Source organism: Ideonella lacteola, from assembly GCF_038066555.1.
Taxonomy (GTDB): domain Bacteria; phylum Pseudomonadota; class Gammaproteobacteria; order Burkholderiales; family Burkholderiaceae_C; genus Ideonella; species Ideonella lacteola.
Window position 1 is genome coordinate 1 of the sequence record NZ_JBBUTG010000014.1, and the last position, 16,793, is coordinate 16,793.

Here is a 16,793-nt window from a genome sequence, read left to right on the forward strand (position 1 = left end):
CCGCCGCCGCCTCCCCCGCCGCCGCCCCCGCCTCCCCCGCCGCCGGATCTGCCGCCTGAGGCCCTGAGCGCCAACCAGAACGCGCGCACCTACGCCGGCTACTACCCGAGCTGGAGCGACAACTGGTTCGATGCGGATGGCAAGACGCCCGCGCAGGTCTACGGCCTGAGCAAGCTCGCCCAGATCCCCGCGAACTACACCCACGTGATGGTGGCCTTCGCCAACCCCAACTTCTCGTGGGGCGGCATCGCAGCCAACAGCTGGTCGGGCACGGGCATGAGCTTCAACGGCCGGCCGAGCGACATCAAGGCCGCGATCGACGTGCTGCACATGCGCAACATGAAGGTCATTCTGGCCGTGGGTGGCGCCACCTACAACGACTGGGACGGACTCGCTGGTGAAGGCCAGGCCGGATCGGGCTCGCGCATCACCGCGCTGGCCAACATCATGAAGGACCTGGGCTTCGACGGCCTCGACGTCGACTACGAAGCCGACGCCAACGTCGATCGCTATGCCAACGCCAGCAAGGCGATGCGCAAGGCGGTGGACATCGCTGGCGGCGGCCGGGTGCTGACGGTGGCGGGCTGGTCGACTGGTGCAGACTGCATCGCCGCCACATCGAGCATGCCCGACTGCGCCGGCAAGCTGTCGTACTGGGGTGGCAACGCCGGCCGCGAGCGCCTGCTGGTGAAGAACTATCCCTCCGTCGCCGCCGGGTTCGACATGGTCAACGTGATGTCGTACGACGCTCGCTTCGAGCACTACGACGGCGTCACCGCCTGGACGGACTACCGCAACCTGTTCGGCTCGAAGACCATCGTCTCGATCGGCCTGGAGACCTCACCCGAGGGCTGGTCCGGTGCCAACCTGGTGGTGAACGACGCCGATGCGCAGTGCGAAGGCTCGCGCAACCTGCAGAACCAGTACGGCGCTACGCTGAACCTGCCGTACTCGGTGAACCGCTACATCACGTCGGTGAAGAACAGCAACCACGCCAACCGCAACCCGCGGGACGGCTCGATGCTGTGGAGCATCCTGAAGACGGCCAACGGCAGCTGCGGCAGCGCGCCACTGGCCTCGCCAGGCACCATCGGCAAGAAGGTGGTGCAGACGATGGGCGGCACCGACGATCCGCTGATCATGCAAGGCATCTGGAAGTGAGAGAGGAGAACGGCCCGGCATGACTGGGCCGTCTGGAGAGGCCTGAAGAGGCAAGGGGCGACCATCTGGTCGCCCCTTTTTTCGTCTCGCGTCTGCGCGCCAGCGGACGCCAGGGGCGGGAGCCCAGCCCGGGCGCTCAGGTCACCTGGCGGATGACCGCAGGCACCAGCGCATTGATGGCCGACACGGTCGCACGCCACGGCCGGCGTGCATGGCCCGGCACGGGGGTGAAACGCACACGCCGCTCGCTACCCGGCGCGAGGTGGAAGCCCTCGTCGTCGGCCTGCCACCCATCGACTTCGAAGTGCACAAAGCGGGCAGCGCCCCGGGTGCGGACGATGACTTCGATCACATCGTTCACCGCCGCACCGGCCTCGGCCGTCAAGCCGATGTCACGCCGTTGCAGGGGCGCGCCCTCGACATCGATGAAGTGCACCTGCTCGACGCTGCCTTCAGCGGTTTGCCAGCGCGCCACCAGCACGTCCGCCGACGGCGGGCCGAAGCGGTAAGCCCAGGTCAAGTCATTGAAGCCGTCGAGCCAGTCGGTGACCGGCCACGGCTGGCTCGATCGGCCCGGCACTTCGAGCACCCGCTCGCCGTGAGCGACGGGCCACTCACCCTCGCGGTAGGCGGCCAGACTGAGCGTGCCTTCGCACGACTCGGCGCGCTCGTTGACGGCATAGACCATGAACCCGTTGAGTCCTTCGTCAACGACGCCCACATGCCGTGGCTTCGACACCCTGGCGAGCGCATGGAACACCGCCTTCGGCTGGCATTGATCGTCGAGGTACCCCCAGCCAGCGCCAGCCCACAAGTCCCGCAGGAACCACACCATCGCACCGCGGCAGACCGAACCGGGCCGGCGCCACTGTGTGAAGGCCGCCGTGAGGGCCTCGGAAGCCGCGGCCTTGCCCAGCACCAGCAGGCGCGCCGGATCACTCAGGCGAAGCGCCATCGGGTCTTCGCCGAAGAGGTGCTTCACGTAGTGGTCGCGCACATCGTCGAAATCCCACCCTGCGCCCAGATCGCGCGGCGCGCGGGCCTTCCACAGCGGGCTGTGGGTGCGCAGTGCCACATCGCCGTTCAGCGCCCGCAACCGGCTCAACGTGGCGTCGGGCGGCACCTGGGCGAACGCCAGGCACTCGGTCGCGAAGCGCACCCGGCTCGTGCTGGCATCACTGAGCGGGCGACGGTAGGCCCCGACACCGTAATACGAGGTGGTGCCCTGGCTGGGCTGGAAGGGGAACGCGCCACCATGGGCGCTGGAGGGCCAATACACCACGCCTGGCAGTTGAGTCGCGACCGCGTCCGCCACGCGCTGGTGGAAGAGCGCCGGTTGCCAATGCTCTCGCGACGCACCCCACATCGCCGCCTGCTGCTCGACCTCCGAGTTGCCGCAGACCACCGCCACGCTGGCATGGCGGGCCCAGCCCGGCAGTTGGGTGGCCAACTCGGCTTCCACCTCTTGCGCAAAGGCCGGGTCGTCTCCCGGAAAGTCCATGTTGGCGAACATCAGCTCCTGCCAGACCATCAGGCCCAGTTCGTCGCAGAGTTCGAAAAACACATCGGCCTCGTAAGCCATCGTGCCGCCCACGCGGATCAGGTTCACGCCGGCATCACGAAGCCGTGTCAGCACCTCTCGATAGCGGGCGGGCTCGGCATGCAGCTTCAGCGTGTCCAAAGGCACCCAGCAGACGCCGCGGGCAAAGACGGGCACGCCATTGACCTTCAGGCCAAAACCGTCGTCCGTCTTGTCGGCATCGATGGCGCGAAAGCCCACTTCACCCAGGTCGTAAGACCAAGCCTGGTCGCCGCAGCGCCCCTCGAGCCGCGCGGGATGGCGGACCGGCTGGCCATGCGTGTGTGGCCACCAGGGCTGAACACGGTCGACCGTCAGCACGGCCTCGTATTCGCCCGAGCCTGCCACGACCAGGGGCGTTTCGTGTCGTTGCCCCGCGTGATCGAGCACCACACGCAGGCCCGTGACGGTGGCATCAGCGGGAAAGCGACAGCTCAGGTGCAGTTCACCCCGGTGCCCCATGCAGCGCGGCGCCAGAGAGACCTGCGACGGGTGAGTCGGATCGCCGGCGCGCAGCCAGATGCCGCGCCATGGCCCCACCACCACCGCCGGGGGCGACCACCCCGGCGTGCGCCCGAGCACCGTGGTGCGCCAGTAGCGCAGTTGCTGCTGCGCGAGCATCGGCGAGCGCCAACGAGGGCGAGGCTTGCGCTGCGCCAGCACAGGTGCCAGCGCGTCGAAACGGATCAGCAGCTCATTGCCCGTGGGCCGCAGCCGGCCGCTGACGTCCAGCGCGTGAGCGCGGAACATGTTGCGGCTCTCGAGCAGTTGCTCACCATTGAGCCACACCGTGGCCAGCGTGGCCAGGCCATCCAGGCCCAAGGTACAGGCCGTGTCAACACCGGGCGAAGGGTGGTCGAAGCGGCAGCGGTACCACCAGCACTCGCCATCGAAATCGCGCGCGGGCCCGTCCAGGCTCCAGGCCCCGGCGGCGGACAGGGCGGCAGCCACCGGCACGGGGGCCTGGAGCTGGCTCCACGCTGATTCGGCCGGAGCCGCACCGTCAGCGCCCCCGGGCGCCATCGCCCATTCGCCGGCGATGGCCGGGCGCATCGGGCTCATGCCCCGGTCAGTTCCTCGACTGCCGAGCGGATGGCACTGACGCTGGAGAACACGCTGCGGGTCAGCATGTGGTCGGGGAACTCGATGTCGAAGGCGCCTTCAAGGGCGAGCATCACATTGACGCTGGCATGCGAGCTCATGCCCGCCTGGTACAGGTCGGCGTCGTCGCTCAGGGTCGAAGCGTCTTTCGCCAGCTTGGCGTGTTGGGCCAGGATGGCGCGGATACGGGTGGCGGTGTCGCTCATGGTCAGTTCAGCAGAAAAGAAACAGGGGTTCAGGAAATCAAGGCACCGGTGGCGGCCCCCGTCGGGGCACCTTCCAGCAATGCCACCACGACGGCGCACGCTTGCTCGCGCTCGTGGCTGATGGACACGGCCCACTCACGGACCTGCATCGACCGCGCCACCTCGGCGGCACGGCCGTTCAAACGCAACGAAGGACGGCCGTTCGCAGCGCGAAGCAACTCAATGTCGCACCACGCCACCCCGGCCTCGGGCAGGTCCAACGCCTTGATCACCGCCTCTTTGGCGGCGAAGCGCGCAGCCAGGCGCTCGTGCATGGCCGCCTCGCCTTGCACGGCCCGCGCATCGGCCACCTCCTGAGCGCTGAAATAGCGCTTCAGGAAGCGTTCGCCGAACTGCGCCAGAGAATCGGCAACGGCGGCCACGCTGACGGTGTCGATCCCCACGCGAACGCCAGCGCCTGACAGCTGCAAAGCAGGCGTCAGCTGGTCGACAAGATCGGCAGCAGCAAGCGCGTCGGACACGGGGAGAGTGGCGCTGTGGAAGCGCCCTGGGCAAAGGTCGCAGATGATACCGGCGCAGCCCTGGGTGCAGGGCGCCGTACGGGCATAGTTCACGCCCGATCGGCGTCATCCCCCACGCTTTTGGGGAGTACCGCCGGCCACCTCTGCCGCCTGAAGCGACATCACGAACCGGCGCAAGGCTCGCCACACCACCAGCGGCATTTCATGCCCCCCCTCGAAGGGCAGCCATTGCACCTGGGCGCCGGCGGTCGTCAGCAGGTCGCGCAGACGTTCTCCGGCACTGAAGGCGAGATCACGATCGTCGCGCCCGTGAGTCACCAGCGCCGGCAAGCCTCGCAGGCGATGCAAGTGCGGCAGCCATTCGTCCAGGGCGATGCACGTCGACGACAGCAGCACCACACCGGCCACATCGGGCTCGCCCTGGGTCAGAAGGTGGTCCATCAGCAGCATGCCGCCCTGCGAATAGCCGACCAGCACGAATCGGCAACCCGGATGGTTGGCGCGAGCCTGCGCCAGCGTGCTGGCCAAGACCGCCCGCGCGGCGGGCCGCTCTTTGGGATGGCGGTCAAACAGGTCACTCGGGCCCGCGGCCAGGCGGGCGGCGCGGTGCGCGGGGTCGACCGACCACCACGAGTGGGTGCCGTCGCCATGCGCCACCGGGCCAGCGGGCACGATCGCGGGAATGGGCAACGCCAGCGCGTCAACCATCGGCCGCAACACGGCCGGATCCATCGTCAAACCGTGCAAAAAGACCAGGACCATCCGACGTTCTTGGGGGGTGCTCACCGCCCGAATTGTGACCGGGCTATGCGACACTTTGTTGCAGGACAGCATTCACGCGCCGGCCTGCCCACGCCCGCGCTTTTCCCTTTCTTGCCCCGCCGAAGAACACCATGAGCCAGACTGCGCCCAGTTTCGCCACCTTGTACGACGCCGTGCGTCGCATTGGCCAGGAGGTGGCGGCCAAGCACGCCGACGATATCGACAAAAAGGCCCGTTTCCCCTTCGAGACAATCGCCGCGCTGCGTGAAGCGAAGGCCTTCTCGGCCCTGGTGCCGCAAGCCTACGGTGGCAGCGGCCTGAAGATGCGCGAACTGGGCATGCTGGTGAGCGCGCTGGCGCAGCACTGCGCCTCCAGCGCCATGGTGCTGGCCATGCACTACACCCAGCTGTGCTGCGTGGTGCGTCATCACGGCGGCGTAGCGTTCTTCGAGCGCTTCATGCGCGAGATGGTCGAGCGCCAGTGGTTGATGGCTTCGATGACCTCCGAGGTCGGCACCTTCGGCGACACGCGTTCCAGCATCTGCGCCGTGCAAGCTGAAGGCGAGCGCTTCACGCTGGCCAAGGACGCGACCACCGGCTCCTACTGCGGCCACGCCGACGTCATCGTCGTCACCGCACGGCGCAATGCCGAAGCCGGTGCGAGTGACCAGGTGCTGGTGCTGCTGCGCGAAGGCGACTACAAGCTCGAGCAGACGACCACCTGGGACACCATGGGCATGCGCGGCACCTGCAGCCCCGGCTTCAAGCTCACATCGAGCGCGCCGCTCGAACAGATCCTGCCCGAACCCTTCGGCGACATCTCGGCCGAATCGATGGTGCCGTACTCGCACATCCTGTGGTCGTCGCTGTGGACCGGTATCGCCGCGGGCGCGCACAACAAGGCCGCCACCTACGTGCGCGGCGTGGCCCGCAAGAACCCCGGCACGACGCCGCCCACCGCCGTGGCCCTGGCCGACCTCACCGTGCAAGTGCAGACCATGCGTCACCACTGGCAGGGCCTGGCCGACGAGTTCGACGCCATCGCCGCCGCCGGCACTGACGCCAAGGATCTCACCTCCATTGGCTGGGCTCTGAAGATGAACAGCCTGAAGACCGCCTGCTCGGACGCGGCGCCGCGCATCGTGCACGGCGCGCTGCAGGTCGTCGGCATCCTGGGCTACAAGAACGACAGCCCATTCGCCATGGGCCGTGCGTACCGTGACGCGCTGTCGGCGTCTCTGATGATCTCCAACGACCGCATTGCCGCCAAGAGCGCGGCACTGCTGCTCGTGTTCAAGGACGAGTGACACCATGACGACTGAAAAGAACTACGACCCTGCCGTCTTCTATGCCGAGCTCGTCGAAGCCGGCCTGATCTACCCGACGACGGTCAAGGGCGGCTACGGCCGCAGCGCGACCTTCGAGGACATCCTCGAGCACTTCGATGCGCTGGTGATGCGCAATGCAGCCGGCGACGGGGCCGAGCCGATGACCTTCCCGCCGATCGTGGCGCGGGCCATGATCGAGAAGCTGGGCTATCTCGACAATTTCCCGCAGTTGGCCGGCAGCGTGCACAGCTTCTTCGGCAGCGACCTGCAGGCACGCGAAATCTCCGAAAAGGTCAAGGCCGGCGAACGCTGGGAAAACCTGCTCGACATCACCGAAGTGATGCTGTTGCCCGCCGCGTGCTACCCCGTCTACCCGGTGTTCAGTGGCCTGCTGCCCGAAGGCGGCCGACTGGTCACGACGAAGAACTGGTGCTATCGCCATGAGCCGTCTGACGAGCCGACCCGCCTGCAGTCGTTCCGCATGCGCGAGTTCATCCGGGTGGGTGCGCCAGACGCCGTCGAGGCCTGGCGTGATGGCTGGCGCGACCGCGCACTCGAACTGCTGCTGGGCCTGGGACTGCCGGCCGCCAGCGATGTGGCCAACGACCCCTTCTTCGGCCGCGTGGGCCGAATGATGGCGACCAGCCAGCGCGAGCAACGGTTGAAGTTCGAAATCATGGTGCCCGTGATTTCGCTCGAAAAGCCGACCGCGATCTGCTCGTTCAACTGGCACCAGGAGCACTTCACCGGCAAATATGGCATCCGCCAGAAGGACGGTGAGACGGCCCACACCGCCTGCCTGGGTTTCGGCCTGGAGCGCTGCACACTGGCCCTGCTGAAAACCCATGGCCTGGATCCGCAGAAGTGGCCGGCCGAGGTTCGCTCGCAGCTCTGGCCTTGAAATGAAGCCCCACGCCCTCTCACGGGGGCTGCCCCAAGGGGGCTCACGCAGCGGACTGGCGGAGCCAGATCCGCGCACGCCAATTGATGAGCGGCGGCTCCTGCGGAGCGCCGCGCTGGAACGACTGAATGGCACTGAGTGACCGCCATAGCAGGGCCACCGCCCTGCCCGGCATTGACCCCGCGAGCTACCAGCGTCACGCGCTGCACGGCGAATCGGCACAGTGGCCGGAGAAGAACTGCTACATCGACCTGTGGATCGAGCTGGTCCATGCCATGGGCTGTGACCCGCATGCGATGCTGGGTCATACCTTGCCGATCGATTTCGAAGGCGACCAATGGACCTTCTTCAAGCCCTCGCACGACCAATTGCGCCGACTCTACGGCGTGGACGTGCAAGAGCTGACGATCTGGCGCCCGCTGGCCGACCACGCCCTGGAACACCTGTCGGCCGGCAAGCTGATCAGCGTCGAGGCCGACGCCTGGTGGCTGCCCGACACCGCGGGTACCGACTACCGCAACAAGCACACCAAGACGACCATCGTGCTCGCCGACATCGATCTCGATGCGCAGCGTCTGGTCTATTTCCACAATGCAGGCTGCTTCGCGCTCGAAGGCGAAGACTTCGTCGAGACCTTCCGGCTCAACAAGCCGGAAGACCCGGCCTACCTGCCGCTGTTCGCTGAGGTGATCCGCTCGGACCGCAAGGTGGTTAGGCCGCAGGCCGAGCTGCGTGACGCGGCCTGGGCCGACTTGCGCGAACAATTCGCCCGCCGTCCCGCCACCAACCCGGTGCAGCGGTTCGCCGAGGCTTTCGAGCGCGACCTGCCGCTGATGCGAGAGCGCGGCCTGGCCCACTATCACGCCTGGGCGTTCGCCGGCACACGCCAGGTGGGCGCCGCCGCCGAGCTGACCGCCCGTTGGCTGGCCTGGATGACCGACACACCCAGCCCGGCCCAACAGCGCGCCATCGAAGCCTTTGATCAGCTTTCATCCGGCGCGAAAACCTTCATTCTGAAGGGTGCACGCGTGGTGTCGTCGAGCAAGCCGGCCGACCTGGGTGCCTTGTTCGGCGGCATGGCCCAAGCGTGGGACAACGGCATGGCCGCCTTGGGTGAGGTGCTGGCGCGCTGAAGTGCGGCCACGCGTCGGCATGGTTGGCGCTAAGCTGCGGCGATGATGCCGCTCTGGCGCCCACACCCGCTTGACCACCATGTGCCGCAACATCAAGACCCTGTTCAACTTCGAGCCGCCGGCCACCGAGCTGGAGATCCGAGACGCTTCGCTGCAGTTCGTGCGCAAGCTCAGCGGCTTCAACGTGCCTTCCAAGGCCAACCAGGCGGCATTCGACCGTGCGGTCGAAGAGGTGGCCGCCGCCGCCCGCACCTTGATCGGCTCGTTGGTGACCACCGCCGAGCCCCGCGATCGCGCCGTCGAAGCCGCCAAGGCCCGGGCGCGCTCGGCCGAACGCTTCGCACCGCGCTCGTCCTGACACTTACCGCGAGGTAGGGGCCGCACCACGGCCCGATCCGCGCGCCCCGGCGGGCGGCCCCGTTCTCAGCGGGGCGACACCGCCGGCACCAATGCCTCGTCGGCCGGGGTTTCCTTGTCGCGGATCAGCCGGCGCAGGAAAGGGATGAGCAGCACCAGCATCACCCCCACCGCCACACTGCCGGCACCCAGGCGCAGAAACTGGTCTGCATAGGCCGGGTTGGTGGCCTGCGGGGCGTGGCCCGCGGGCTCGGGAAGCATGCCGGAGAACTCACCCGAGTACACCGAGGCCAGGCCCGTCACCAGCATCCACGCGCCCATCATCACGCCCTGGTACGAGCGCGGCGCCAGCTTGCCGATCATCGCGTAGCCCACGGGGGAGATCAGCAGCTCGCCCACCGCCTGCAGCACAAAGCTCCAGAACAGCCAGCTGAAAGCGACCATGCCCTGGCCATCGGCCAGCGAAATGCCCACCGGCAAGAGCAGGAAGCCCACGCCCATCAGCACGAGCGACACCGCAAACTGCTGCGGCACGTCGACCTTCCAGCCCCGCCGGCGCAAGCGCACAAACAGCGCAGACATCGTCGGCCCGCCCACCACGATCACCACCGTGTTGATGTTCTGGATCCATTGCGGAGCGATCTCGAAGCCCCAAACGATGCGGTCGACGTTGTTGTCTGCGAACGTCTGCAATCCATTGGGCGCCATCTGATAGAGCGTCCAGAACACCAGCGACCCCAGCGAGAGGATCAGGTAGGCCCACATGTTTCGGCGCTCTTGCGCGTCGGGGTGGCGCACCGTCAGCCACAGCAGCACCAGCGCGATGCCCGCGCTGATCCACTTGACCAGGTCGCCCGTCGCATCGGGGCGCTGCAGCATGAACCACACCAGCGGCACCAGGCCCAGCAGAATCGCCAGCCCCGCCGCCAAGCGCCAGCGGAACTGCTGCGGCGTGGCCTGCAGCAAGGGCGTGCTCAGATCGGCCAGCGATTTCCAGTTCGCCAACGCCAGTGCGATCGCCAGCACATTGCCCACGGTGGCGAAGATGAACAACTCGCTGTAGCGCTCGCTGAGCTGGTAGTAGCCGGCCGCGAGAAACCCGATCGTGAAGCCGACATTCATGCCGGCGTAGTTCCACAGGAAGGCCCCTTCCCGGCGCATGTCATCGGGGGCGAAGCGCTGCGTGAGCATCATGTTCAGGCAGGTCACATTCAAACCACTGCCCGTCAGGAACAGCGCCAGGCCGATGTAAAGCGACTGCACCGTGCCATTGGCGATGCAGGCGCAGCCGAGCACCTGCAGCACCATGCCGCCCACGAAGAGATTGCGGTTGCTCATGAAACGGCCGCCGAGGTAACCACCGAACAGGTGCAGGCCGTAGTTGAAGGCACCGAACACACCCATCATCGCCGCTGCTTCCTTGGCGGCGAAGTGCAAGTGCTTGGTGGCGTAGAGCACCAAGGTCGAGTACAGCACCGCGAAGCCCAGTGTCGAAAACATCTGGACGAAGAACAGCGCGCCGGAGCCTTCCGGGATCTGCGCCAGGCGGCTCTTGAGTGTGTCGGTCATCGCATCCCTCTGGGTATCGCCCGCAGCGCCGATGGGTACTGCAAGGTGGCGCGGATCATAGCCAGCAGCAGCTGGCACGCCCGCGGCCCAGGGCTAGGGTGATCCCGGATCACCCCCACGAGACCATGGCCCAATGCCTGTTCACATCACGCCACGGGGTGGCGTTGCCGCCCGTGTGAGCAGGCCCTAAGCGGCCGCCTCGGCAATCAACTCGATCGAGCGTTGGCGCAAGGCGGGGTCAAACACCGCCGAAACGATCATCAGTTCGTCGGCCTGGGTGTCGGCGACAAAGCGCTTCAAGCCCTCGCGCACGGTCTGCATCGAGCCGATGATCGAACAGGCCAACATCCCAGCCGCATGGTGTTTCTCGGCCGGTGTCCAGTAATCATCGATGTCGTCGATCGGCGGAGGAAACAGGCCGCGCTGGTTGCGGACCATGTTGGTGAACACCTGCTGCTGCGAGGTGAACAGGTAGCGTGCTTCATCGTCGGTCTCGGCCGCGATGACATTCACGCCCACCATGGCGTGGGGCCGGGGCCAGCGTGCTGACGCGCGAAAGTGGTTGCGGTAGACCTGCAACGCCTGGTGCAGCGCAGGCGGTGCGAAATGCGAGGCGAATGCATACGGCAGGCCCAGCGCTGCCGCCAACTGCGCGCCGTACAGGCTGGAGCCCAGGATCCAGAGCGGCACCCGCAGACCGGCCCCCGGTACCGCGCGGATCTTCTGGCCTTCGCGCACCGGCTCGAACAGCGCCTGAAGCTCCTGCACGTCTTCGGCAAAGGTGTCGGCCGCATGCGGATCGCGCCGCAGCGCCAGAGCGGTGTGCCCATCGGTGCCCGGCGCTCGGCCGAGGCCCAGGTCGATCCGGCCAGGGTAGAGCGATTCGAGCGTGCCGAACTGCTCGGCGATCACCAGCGGCGAGTGGTTGGGCAGCATCACGCCGCCAGCGCCCAGGCGCAGCGTGGTGGTGCCCGCGGCGAGATAACCGATGACGACGGAGGTGGCCGCGCTGGCGATGCCCGTCATGTTGTGATGCTCGGCCACCCAGTAGCGGGTGTAGCCCGCCCGCTCCGCGGTTCGGGCCAGCGCGAGGCTGTTCTGCAACGCATCGGCCGGTGTGCCACCGAGCGGCACCGGCACCAGATCAAGAATCGACAGGGGACACATCCAGGGCAATATAGGCGGATCGGTGGAACCTTACCGGCCGTCGGCCTTTGCCGCAGGCCACACGATGCCTCCGAAGCTGGGCACACTCGATGTCGAGCAGGCACGCCACTGTTCGTCGTACAAGCGATCACCCATCCTGCCTAGTTCAGGAGCGAGGCCGGAAACGAAGCCTGCGGGCGATCACATGTTCCATCTCACTCACTCGATCAACGACCACTCCCTCACCATGGCCTTGCAGCTCTACTACCACCCTTTCTCGTCGTACTGCCAGAAGGCCTTGATCGCCTTCTACGAAAACGACATCGGGTTCGAGCCCCGCCTGCTCGAAGGTCCCGACAGCGAGGCGATGCAGCGGCTGGCCGAGCTGTGGCCGATGAAGCGGTTTCCGATGCTGGTCGACGGCGACCAGACCATCATCGAGGCCAGCTGCATCATCGAACACCTCGGTTTGCATCATCCAGGGCCTGTCCGCCTCATCCCTGACAACCCCGCGGCCGCGCTGGAGGTGAGGATGTGGGACCGCTTCTTTGACAACTACGTCTCCACACCCCAGCAGAAGGTCGTGTTTGACGCCATCCGCCCCGAAGGCACGCGCGATGCCTACGGGGTACGCGAGGCCCAGCAGATGCTGGAAACCGCCTACGCCTGGCTCGATCGCCGCATGGCGGGGCGCGAATGGGTGGCGGGCGACCATTTCAGCCTGGCCGACTGCGGCGCCGCACCCTTCCTCTTCTATGCCGACTGGACGCACCCGATCGCCGAGGGCTTCGCGCACGTGCGTGCCTACCGGCAACGCCTGCTGAAGCGGCCCTCGTTCGCCCGCGCCGTCGATGAGGCGCGCCCCTTCCGGCCCTACTTCCCGCTGGGTGCGCCGGACCGCGACTGAGCTCCTGGGGCCGGCTCGCGCGACCGGCGCCGCAGATCCTCGACAATGCCGGCCTTCGCGCGGCGAAGACCGCGCTCGAACATTCGAGGATCTTTCATGAGCCCCAACGACAAGACGCCCCCACCGCTGCCCGACCACCTGTCGGTCGACCCGCAAAGCCCGCACTATGTGGCGGCGGTGTTCGATCACGACGTCGGAATCCGCTTCAACGACAAGGAGCGGCACGATGTGGAGGAATACTGCGTCAGCGAAGGCTGGATCAAGGTACCGGCCGGCAAGACGGTGGATCGCCGCGGCCGCCCGGTGCTGATCAAGCTCAAGGGAAAGGTCGAGGCCTTCTACCGTTGAGTGCCCAGGGGCCCTGGTCCCTGGCCATCACCCCCGGCGCGTGCACGCGACCGACCTCGGTCGGTCCGGCATGACTCGTATCCAGCATCCGAGGCGGACATGAGCAAATCGAAACCTCCCCGCGTCCCGCAACCGCGCACGCCGCGAAAAAGCGCCAAAGCGGCATGGCCCACGTCGCAGCCTGCCGATGTGCTGGCGGGTCAGGCGTCCCACCAGCACCGCGCAGGTGTCTACTTCGCATCCACCCTCGTCAATGGCGCCGCCAAGGCGATAGACGGCGTCGCGCTGCAAGCGGCCCTCGCGGCCCGCGGTTGGTCGGCCATCGCCCTCACCGGCAGTCCCCGACGGCCATCACGTCAACCCGAGGCGCTTGATGCGGTGTGGCTGATCAGCGCCAAGCTGTCGCAAGCCGCGCTCGAAGCCGCCGTGACGCTGGCGCTCGCCTCTCAAGACGAAGATGAAGAGCTGGACGACTGGCTCGAGGCCTTCACCCGGTCGGGCCAAGGCGCGGCGTTTGAGTTGGAGCACTTCAAGAGTTGGACGGCCGAACAGTGGTTCAACCACGAATTCGGCGATGACGACGGTGACGATGACGACGACGACGACGACGAAGACCTCGACGACGATGATGACGATGACGACGCTGATGAAGCCAGCGGCGACACCCCCGTCAACCGCCCGGCCTCAACCAGCCAAGGCAGCCCGGCCGCTGCAGCGTTCGCACAGTTCCCGCCTTCGTTGCGCGACGCGCTGAAGCACACCCGCCAGGTCTATGCCGTGCGCAGCGAACAGGCGAGCGAGCCGGGCGCCGCGTGGCACGCCACCCTGGTCTCGGCATGTGAAGTGCTGGTCGCCTCGCTGGGCAAGTTGACCAGCTCGGTCGAGCTGTTCGAGACCGAGAAAAGACGCTGGGGCTACCGCGTCTGGTGAACGGCGCAGGGGCCTCGGCCCCGCGCTCGATTCGCTGCACGCCCCCTGCCAAGCCAGGCGGGGTGCCCGTTCACGACAGACAGAAAGGTCTTTCTATTTCCATAGTTTCTTTGGGGTGACGCCTCCTCTCCGTCTGTAAACGTTGGCAGTCATGACGGACCGTAAGGGTTTGAAAAACCAGACTATTGCGAATAGTCAACGCTGTCATGGGTCGCGATACTCGCGCCGCTTCGAGGCTGGGCCTCGGGCACCACAACAAACGGCACACGAGTGCCGTCGACACGTCACATCACCCCCGGAGACTTTGAATGGACCATCGCCGCGAATGGCTCTTGGCCGCTTTCAGTCTGGTCGCTGCCACCAGCGCCCAGGCTCGAGACTGGCCAGACGGCTACTCCAAATGCGCCGACGAGCACGAGACCTGCAAGGTCGGCACCGCACCTCGTCCCGTTTCTTTCGGCATCAAAGACCGCTGGGTCATCAAGACCCTCACCGGCAACCCCACCTGCGAAGTGGCCACGTTTGGCAGTGACCCCTATCCGGGCATGCTGAAGAAGTGCGCCGTCGGCCCGGTGGGCACCCCGCCCCCGCCGCCTCCTCCTCCGCCGCCCCCGCCGCCGCCACCTCCCCCTCCTCCGCCCCCGCCACCGCCACCGGCCGATGCCAGCCGCGAGGTCGCGCCGAAATCAGGCTGGGCCGGCCACATGGGCACCACCGGTGGCAGCACCGCCCCGGACTCGGCCGTCTACACCGTCAGCTCACCGTACCAGTTGCTGAAGGTGCTGAAGGACACCGGCAACAACCCGAAGATCATCAAGGTCTCGGGCACCATCGACATGACCGCGGCTGACAACGGTGGGCCGTTCAAGAGCGGAACGGACCAGGCGGCACGCAACGCCATCCGGCTGCCCTCGAACACCACGCTGATCGGCGTCGGCTCGAATGCGCAGTTGTTGAACGCCACCGTGATGATCAACAAGGTCGAGAACGTCATCGTTCGCAACCTGCGCGTCGTCAACCCTTGCGACGTCGCGCCGGTGTGGGATCCGAACGATGGCGACTCCGGCAACTGGAACTCGCGCTTCGATGGCATCACCGTCGACGGCTCGACCCGCGTGTGGATCGATCACAACCTGTTCACCGACGCGCCGGTCACCGACGACACCTTGCCGGTGGTCAACGGCAAGATCAAGCAATGCCACGACGGCTCGCTCGACATCAAGAACGCGTCGGACTACGTGACGGTGTCGAACAACGTTTTCGACCAGCACGAGAAGAACAACCTCGTCGGGTCGTCAGACAGCTCCACCGGCGACGACGGCCACCTCACCATCACCTTCACGCAGAACATGTTCCGCTCGGTGGGTGAGCGTTCGCCGCGCGTTCGCTTCGGCAAGGTCCACATCTACAACAACGCCTATGTGGGCAGCCGCTCGGCGAACGTCTACGAGCATGTCTACAGCATCGGCGTGGGCTACAAGGCTCGCATCATTTCTCAGGCCAACGCCTTCGATATCAGCGGTGCCAGCACTTGCAGCCAGGTGGTGACCAACCCCGGCTCGTCGAGCAAGACGGGCGCCATCACCGACAACGGCTCGCTGCTCAACGGTGCGGCGCTGTCGCTGTCCAGCAAGTGCAGCTTCAGCACCTCGGTGGGTTGGACGGTGCCCTACAGCTATTCGCTGCTGTCGGCCAACACCGTGCGCACCACGGTCGAAGCCAACGCCGGTGTGGGCAAGATCACGGTGAAGTGATCGCGCTCGCGTGGGGTGCCCCACCCCACGCGGCGAACACCTCGGCGCGCAGTTCGTCTTCGCCACCGCGGTAGCGCGGCGAGAAGTGGAACGGCACCACGCGCCGGGCGCGCAGGCGGCGGGCCCACTCGCCCGCCTGCCGGGCGGTCAGGTGGTTCTTGCGGGCCGCCTGATCGCGCTCCACATCCAGAAAGCGAGCCTCGATGTAGAGCAGATCCACATCGCTCAGCAGCCGGCTCAGCTGCTCGGCGTTCGGCTCGGTGAACCGCAGATCGGTCACATAGCCGATCCGCCGACCCGCCACTGCGTCGAGCACCAAGGCCCGCAGCTCACCGACAGGGCGCCGCGCCACATGTTCACCATCGCGGTCGCGCCAGGCCAGCTCGATGGGTGTGTCGTCGGGTGCGTTGGCGAGCACCGCTGCCTTCAAATTAGCCAACCACGGGCCGGTGCCCAAGCCCATGGCCCGCACCCGATCGGCTGCCACTCGCAGTTGCGCCTTTTCCTCGATCGCAAAGGCGAGCACCGGCATCTCATGGTCGACGATGCACGCGCGGACCCTGAACAGCGCTTCGTCCACCAGCACATCGCTGCCGTGCGGTGGATCGGCTGTCTCTTCGCTGCGCCCAAATCCGTGGCGGCTGTCGAACACCGCATGCCGGCGCGATCCGTCGGCTTCCAGTGAATGGGCCTCGATGCGCAAAGGCACCTCGTATCGATGCACCACGTTCCAGGTGTAGGCCCGCAGCTTGTGGTCCAGCTGGTCGACGAACCGGGGGCCGCCCCACACCACCAGCCGCGGAACCCGGCCCATGGCCAGCATCAGCCAGTGGTCGAAGCCGGCGAAGTGATCCATGTGGGTGTGGGTGACGAACGCGTGCGACGCCCGCAGCAGCACCCGCGGCGCCAGTCGATCGATCTCGCCCAGATCAAAGAGCAGCGCGCGCCGGGCGTCGCGCAACTCGACCACGAGGCCAGGCTCGTTGGCACTCGGATCGATGAGGTGCGGGTCCAGCGTCGTACGCACACGGCTCCTTCAGACGTTCAACAACACCACCGGGGCGTGGAGCCCACACGATACCCGGTGCCG

Annotated in this window: 16 protein-coding genes; 9 read left to right on the forward strand and 7 right to left on the reverse strand. The window is 66.8% G+C overall.

Annotated features, from left to right (window positions below; all coding sequences use genetic code 11):
• The coding region (locus tag AACH06_RS19700) for a glycosyl hydrolase family 18 protein (RefSeq protein ID WP_341427477.1) at positions 1-1,161 on the forward strand (1,161 nt) is incomplete at its 5' end.
• 136 nt (positions 1,162-1,297) lie between these two features.
• Here AACH06_RS19700 and AACH06_RS19705 read toward each other — a convergent pair.
• From AACH06_RS19705 to AACH06_RS19720, 4 genes are all read right to left on the reverse strand, one after another.
• On the reverse strand, positions 1,298-3,802 hold the full coding sequence (locus AACH06_RS19705) for a glycoside hydrolase family 2 protein (RefSeq protein ID WP_341427478.1): 2,505 nt from the start codon (positions 3,800-3,802) through the stop codon (positions 1,298-1,300).
• Complete coding sequence (locus AACH06_RS19710; protein ID WP_341427479.1) at positions 3,799-4,047, reverse strand: acyl carrier protein; 249 nt, start codon at positions 4,045-4,047, stop codon at positions 3,799-3,801. The genes AACH06_RS19705 and AACH06_RS19710 overlap by 4 nt, the downstream gene beginning before the upstream one ends.
• A 29-nt stretch (positions 4,048-4,076) precedes the next feature.
• The gene (gene acpS / locus AACH06_RS19715; protein WP_341427480.1) at positions 4,077-4,568 is read right to left on the reverse strand and encodes a holo-ACP synthase; all 492 of its coding nucleotides are present in this window, start codon (positions 4,566-4,568) and stop codon (positions 4,077-4,079) included.
• 105 nt (positions 4,569-4,673) lie between these two features.
• Positions 4,674-5,354: an alpha/beta hydrolase gene (locus AACH06_RS19720; protein WP_341427481.1), complete on the reverse strand. Its 681-nt coding sequence runs from the start codon at positions 5,352-5,354 to the stop codon at positions 4,674-4,676.
• 107 nt (positions 5,355-5,461) lie between these two features.
• Here AACH06_RS19720 and AACH06_RS19725 point away from each other — a divergent pair, with 107 nt between their 5' ends.
• The 4 genes from AACH06_RS19725 to AACH06_RS19740 all read left to right on the forward strand — a co-directional run bounded on the left by AACH06_RS19725 (position 5,462) and on the right by AACH06_RS19740 (position 9,050).
• Positions 5,462-6,637, forward strand: a complete 1,176-nt coding sequence (locus AACH06_RS19725; RefSeq protein ID WP_341427482.1) for an acyl-CoA dehydrogenase family protein — start codon at positions 5,462-5,464, stop codon at positions 6,635-6,637.
• Positions 6,638-6,641: 4 nt separating this feature from the next.
• Positions 6,642-7,559, forward strand: a complete 918-nt coding sequence (locus AACH06_RS19730; RefSeq protein ID WP_341427483.1) for an amino acid--[acyl-carrier-protein] ligase — start codon at positions 6,642-6,644, stop codon at positions 7,557-7,559.
• 128 nt (positions 7,560-7,687) lie between these two features.
• The gene (locus AACH06_RS19735; protein WP_341427484.1) at positions 7,688-8,692 is read left to right on the forward strand and encodes a DUF1839 family protein; all 1,005 of its coding nucleotides are present in this window, start codon (positions 7,688-7,690) and stop codon (positions 8,690-8,692) included.
• Between the two features lie 79 nt (positions 8,693-8,771).
• Entirely contained in the window at positions 8,772-9,050 is a 279-nt protein-coding gene (locus AACH06_RS19740) for a DUF2277 domain-containing protein (RefSeq protein ID WP_341427485.1), read from the forward strand.
• A gap of 65 nt (positions 9,051-9,115) precedes the next feature.
• On the opposite strand, the gene AACH06_RS19745 is transcribed toward AACH06_RS19740, so the two are convergent.
• Both AACH06_RS19745 and AACH06_RS19750 read right to left on the reverse strand, forming a co-directional pair.
• A complete protein-coding gene (locus tag AACH06_RS19745; protein ID WP_341427486.1) occupies positions 9,116-10,618 on the reverse strand; it encodes a peptide MFS transporter in 1,503 nt (500 codons plus the stop codon).
• Positions 10,619-10,804: 186 nt separating this feature from the next.
• Positions 10,805-11,785 (reverse strand): LLM class flavin-dependent oxidoreductase, encoded by a 981-nt coding sequence (locus AACH06_RS19750; RefSeq protein WP_341427487.1) that lies wholly within the window; start codon positions 11,783-11,785, stop codon positions 10,805-10,807.
• A 226-nt stretch (positions 11,786-12,011) separates the two neighbouring features.
• Between AACH06_RS19750 and AACH06_RS19755 the strand changes: the two genes are divergently transcribed.
• The 4 genes from AACH06_RS19755 to AACH06_RS19770 all read left to right on the forward strand — a co-directional run bounded on the left by AACH06_RS19755 (position 12,012) and on the right by AACH06_RS19770 (position 15,703).
• A complete protein-coding gene (locus AACH06_RS19755) occupies positions 12,012-12,671 on the forward strand; it encodes a glutathione S-transferase family protein (RefSeq protein ID WP_341427626.1) in 660 nt (219 codons plus the stop codon).
• Positions 12,672-12,767: 96 nt separating this feature from the next.
• Positions 12,768-13,019, forward strand: a complete 252-nt coding sequence (locus AACH06_RS19760; protein ID WP_341427488.1) for a DUF3297 family protein — start codon at positions 12,768-12,770, stop codon at positions 13,017-13,019.
• 99 nt (positions 13,020-13,118) lie between these two features.
• Complete coding sequence (locus AACH06_RS19765) at positions 13,119-13,949, forward strand: hypothetical protein (RefSeq protein WP_341427489.1); 831 nt, start codon at positions 13,119-13,121, stop codon at positions 13,947-13,949.
• 308 nt (positions 13,950-14,257) lie between these two features.
• Positions 14,258-15,703 (forward strand): pectate lyase family protein, encoded by a 1,446-nt coding sequence (locus AACH06_RS19770; RefSeq protein WP_341427490.1) that lies wholly within the window; start codon positions 14,258-14,260, stop codon positions 15,701-15,703.
• On the opposite strand, the gene AACH06_RS19775 is transcribed toward AACH06_RS19770, so the two are convergent.
• The gene (locus tag AACH06_RS19775; RefSeq protein WP_341427491.1) at positions 15,690-16,730 is read right to left on the reverse strand and encodes a ribonuclease Z; all 1,041 of its coding nucleotides are present in this window, start codon (positions 16,728-16,730) and stop codon (positions 15,690-15,692) included. The genes AACH06_RS19770 and AACH06_RS19775 overlap by 14 nt on opposite strands.
• Positions 16,731-16,793: the final 63 nt, after the last annotated feature.